At 55.6% G+C, this 4,150-nt stretch carries 2 protein-coding genes and 3 pseudogenes; all 5 read left to right on the forward strand.

Features of this window, described 5'->3' with window-relative positions; translation table 11 throughout:
* Positions 1-33: 33 nt before the first annotated feature.
* Positions 34-276, forward strand: a pseudogene (locus AC13EY_RS00845) (transposase); the annotation flags it as partial.
* Positions 277-499: 223 nt separating this feature from the next.
* Positions 500-1,849 (forward strand): IS110 family RNA-guided transposase, encoded by a 1,350-nt coding sequence (locus AC13EY_RS00850; RefSeq protein ID WP_083729502.1) that lies wholly within the window; start codon positions 500-502, stop codon positions 1,847-1,849.
* Positions 1,850-2,482 (forward strand): annotated as a pseudogene (locus tag AC13EY_RS00855) (IS3 family transposase); the annotation flags it as partial.
* Between the two features lie 267 nt (positions 2,483-2,749).
* The gene (locus AC13EY_RS00860) at positions 2,750-3,835 is read left to right on the forward strand and encodes an IS110 family RNA-guided transposase (protein ID WP_233048767.1); all 1,086 of its coding nucleotides are present in this window, start codon (positions 2,750-2,752) and stop codon (positions 3,833-3,835) included.
* 16 nt (positions 3,836-3,851) lie between these two features.
* Positions 3,852-4,148, forward strand: a pseudogene (locus AC13EY_RS00865) (IS3 family transposase); the annotation flags it as partial.
* Between the last annotated feature and the right edge of the window lie 2 nt (positions 4,149-4,150).

Below are 4,150 nucleotides of genomic sequence, written 5' to 3' on the forward strand. Positions count from 1 at the left end.
CTGGCCTCATAATACGGCCCACTAGGAGGTGCCATGAGCAATCCGCGTTATCCCGAAGAATTCAAAATCGAAGCAGTCAGGCAGGTGACCGAACGAGGTCTGCCGGTGGCTGAGGTAGCGTCTCGTTTGGGCATGTCGACCCACAGCCTGTATGCCTGGGTTAAGCGCTACAGCAAACCTGAAAAGCAACGCGTGCAAGAAGACGAGCAGCAAGCTGAGCTGCGTCGTCTGCGTGCCGAACTCAAGCGCGTGACTGAAGAGCGAGACATCCTAAAAAACCGCCTCCCCGGCGCTCCGCGCCCCATTGGATTAGAAACACGCCCACTACACTGACACTGCTGGACAGTGGTCGTCTGCTTTTTGGAGGCTGAGTCCCCGTTAAAAAACCTGACCCAGGGGAAGCTGCGGACCCGTTATTGGTGGCGCGTTTCGTGACCCCGTTTAGGAATGTGATTGATCCGAGTCCCCGTCCAGCACTTACTGTCATTGGAGGGAACTCATGAAAAAGCCTAGTTCGGAGCGTTATAGCCTGCCGGTCATTCATAACTGCGCAGCTGGCATCGACATTGGCTCGCGCTTCCATGTGGTGGCGGTGCCTGCCGACATTACTAAAGAGCCGGTGCAAACCTTCAAGGCGTTTACCGCCGACTTGGAACGCATGGCCGATTGGTTGGTCGAGCTTGGGATCACCACAGTAGCGATGGAGTCGACCGGCGTGTATTGGATTCCGGTTTACGAGATTTTGGAGACGCACGGCCTGCATGTCGTCTTGGCCAATGCGCGGGACGCCCGTGCAGTGCCGGGACGCAAAACTGACGTTAACGATGCGCAATGGATCCAGCGTCTACATGCCTGTGGCTTGCTGCGTGCCAGCTTCCATCCTGATCGAGAAATCGCTGCGTTACGCAGCTATCTACGCTTGCGAGAACGCCACCTCGATTACGCCGCTGCGCATATCCAGCACATGCAGAAGGCGCTCATCCACATGAATCTACAGTTGCACCACGTGGTCGCCGACATTACCGGTGCTACAGGCATGCGCATCATCCGTGCGATTGTCGCTGGTGAGCGAAAGGCTGCGACACTGGCAACCATGCGAGATACTCGCTGCAAGTCGAGCGTGGAGACCATCCAGAGTGCATTGGTTGGCAACTACCAGCCGGAGCATGTTTTTGCTTTGGCACAGGCTTTGACCATGTACGATGCCTATCAGGCACAGCTTGAAATCTGCGACCAACAGATTGCCAAGAGCTTGCTACAGCTCTCCCAGCAGCAACCCTCACCTAGCGAGGCGCTACCGAAGCCACGTCACCGTACTCGACAGCCGAACGCCCTCAATTTCGACGTACGTACCTTGCTTTATCAACTGGTCGGCGTCGACCTGACTCAAATCCATGGCATCGGCCCTTACCTGGCGTTGCGTTTGGTCGCTGAGTGCGGCACCGATCTGAGTCGATGGCGTACCGCTCACCATTTCACCTCTTGGCTAACCCTTGCGCCTGGCTGCCGAATCAGCGGCGGCAAGGTATTGTCAGCACATACGCGCAAGACCAAAAACCGAGTTACAGCACACTTGCGCCTGGCTGCTGTGACCGTCGGCAAAACCAATACGGCATTGGGCGCCTTTTACCGACGCTTGTCGGCACGTATCGGCAAAGCCAAAGCAGTGACCGCCACCGCCCGCAAGATCGCCATCCTGTTCTACAACGCAATGCGCTTCGGCTTGGCTTATCAGGATCCCGGCGTTGATCGCTATGAACAGAAGTATCGGGAGCGCGTGGTAAAGGGGTTGCACCGCCGGGCAGCAGAGTTTGGCTTTACTTTACAGGCTGTCGAATGTGTTTCTTAGGAAGGCCGCCGCGTACTTTGCCAAGGAGTGCGGTTAAAGTACGCCCTCATCAGTCAGCTATCCGCAGACTATTCCGTTCGCCGCCTTTGCCTGACCCTGAAAGTACATGCCAGCGGTTACTACGCCTGGCTGGCTGAACCGAAGTCGGCACGAGCCAAGGAAGACCAACGTCTGCTTGGCCTGATCAAGCACTCGTGGCTAGAGAGCGGTGGCGTCTACGGCTACCGCAAAATCCACGACGACCTGCGTGAGCTTGGAGAAGCATGCGGCAAGCATCGTGTTGCTCGACTGATGCGTCTGGAAGGGCTGCGCTCACAGACAGGGTATCGTCGTCGACCGGGCCGCTATGGCGGTAAGCCTCCAGCGGCCTCACCGAATCATCTGGAGCGTCGGTTCAAAGTCACCGAACCCAACAAGGTCTGGGTCACGGACATCACCTACATCCGCACTTATGAGGGCTGGTTGTATTTGGCGGTGGTGCTCGATCTGTTCTCGCGGCAGGTAATCGGTTGGTCAATGAAGCCGCAGATGACCAGCGACCTGGCTATTGATGCCTTACTGATGGCCGTTTGGCGCCGCAAGCCAAAGCAGGAGGTGATGATTCACTCCGACAGTAAGAATGTACTGGCCAGTGTTTCCATGTGGTCTGACTCACACAGCGATAGACCGATGATGGATGATCTGGTCGTGGAGCGTCTCGGATGGCCTGACCCACACTCCGATCGACCCTTGTGTCTTTCCCTGGACCTGTCGACCATCCGGGAACACTGCACGTCAAGGTGACCGCCTTGCCGACACATGTGACCCAAGAAGGGCCTGACGTCACGTCACTTTACTGTCTTGTCCAGGTGTCCGGTTGAAGCGGCTCTGTTCGTAATCGGTGAACCGGAGTGACCAGTCATGCCCAACGCCAAAATCAGCAGTGTTTCGAGACAGGTCGTAGGCGGTGTAGATACCCATAAAGACCTGCACGTCGCCGCAGTCGTAGACGAGCAGGATCGTATCCTGGCCAGTGAGAGCTTTGCGACTACTCGTCAGGGTTACAAACAAATGCTGACGTGGATGCGCTCGTTTGGTGAAGTGGTTCGAGTGGGCATCGAGTGCACAGGTACGTACGGTGCAGGCCTATTGCGCTACTTGGAACAGGCTGGGATCACCGTTCTTGAAGTTACTGCGCCTGATAAAAGTTATAGGCGCAAGCGGGGCAAAGATGACACCCTTGATGCCGGAAATGCGGCACATGCGGCTTTCGCAGGCGTTCGTACAGTTACCCCAAAAAAACGAGACGGCATGGTCGAATCGTTACGCGTGCTCAAAGTGTGTCGTAAGACGGCCATACAAGCTAGGCGCGTTACCTTACAGCTGATCCAGAACACTATCGTTAGTGCGCCTGATGATCTGCGTGAGTCATTACGCACGTTGACCCGCATGCAATTGATTAGAACGCTGGCAGCATGGCGTCCAGATCTATCAAGCTATCGTCAGGTCACGTCCGCCTACCGGATTGCTCTGAAGTCGCTGGGGCGGCGTTATCTCGAACTGCATGACGAGATAGCGGATTTGGATGTGATGATTGCAGCCTTGGTTGATGATCTTGCCCCAGAGCTGGTTGCCCGAAATGCCATTGGTTACGAGTCCGCTGCTCAGCTTCTACTGACAGCAGGCGACAACAGTGATCGTTTCCGCTCAGAGTCTAGCTTCGCTGCTTTATGTGGGGTTAGCCCGGTCCAGGCCTCTTCAGGCAAGGTCACCCGACATCGGCTGAATCGAGGTGGTGATCGCGCCGCAAACAGTGCGCTCCATATCATCGCTATTGGACGGCTTCGGACGGACGCTCGAACCCAGGCTTATGTCAGTCGACGTCTCTCAGAGGGACATTCAAAGCTGGAAGCAATCCGGTGCCTAAAGCGTTACATCGCACGGGAGGTCTACGGCATCATCCAGAGGCGAAATAGCGTCATCAACCAAAGCACAGTATCCACTTGACACTTAGAAGGGCGTCCAAGGTAGCCAATTCAGCAGCGGTGACTGGCAGAGCTTCCTGAAAGCCAATAACTTGCTTGGTAGCATGAGTCGGCGTGGTAACTGCCATGACAACGCGGTAGCGGAAAGTTTTTTCCAACTGCTGAAGCGGGAACGGATTAGGCGAAAGATCTACAGCACTAGGCAGGATGCTCGCGCTGACGTGTTCGACTACATCGAGATGTTTTACAACCCAAAACGCCGACACGGTTTCAACAACCAGCTGTCACCGGTAGAGTTTGAAAGGCAACATTTACTGAGCCTGGAAAGTGTCTAGGA

The organism is Halopseudomonas sp. L-58 (assembly GCF_056859475.1).

What these genes read in the sequence shown, in the direction of transcription:
- AC13EY_RS00850 (WP_083729502.1), top strand. Translation starts at nt 500, where the DNA reads ATGAAAAAGCCTAGTTCGGAGCGTTATAGCCTGCCGGTCATTCATAAC.
- AC13EY_RS00860 (WP_233048767.1), top strand. Translation starts at nt 2,750, where the DNA reads ATGCCCAACGCCAAAATCAGCAGTGTTTCGAGACAGGTCGTAGGCGGT.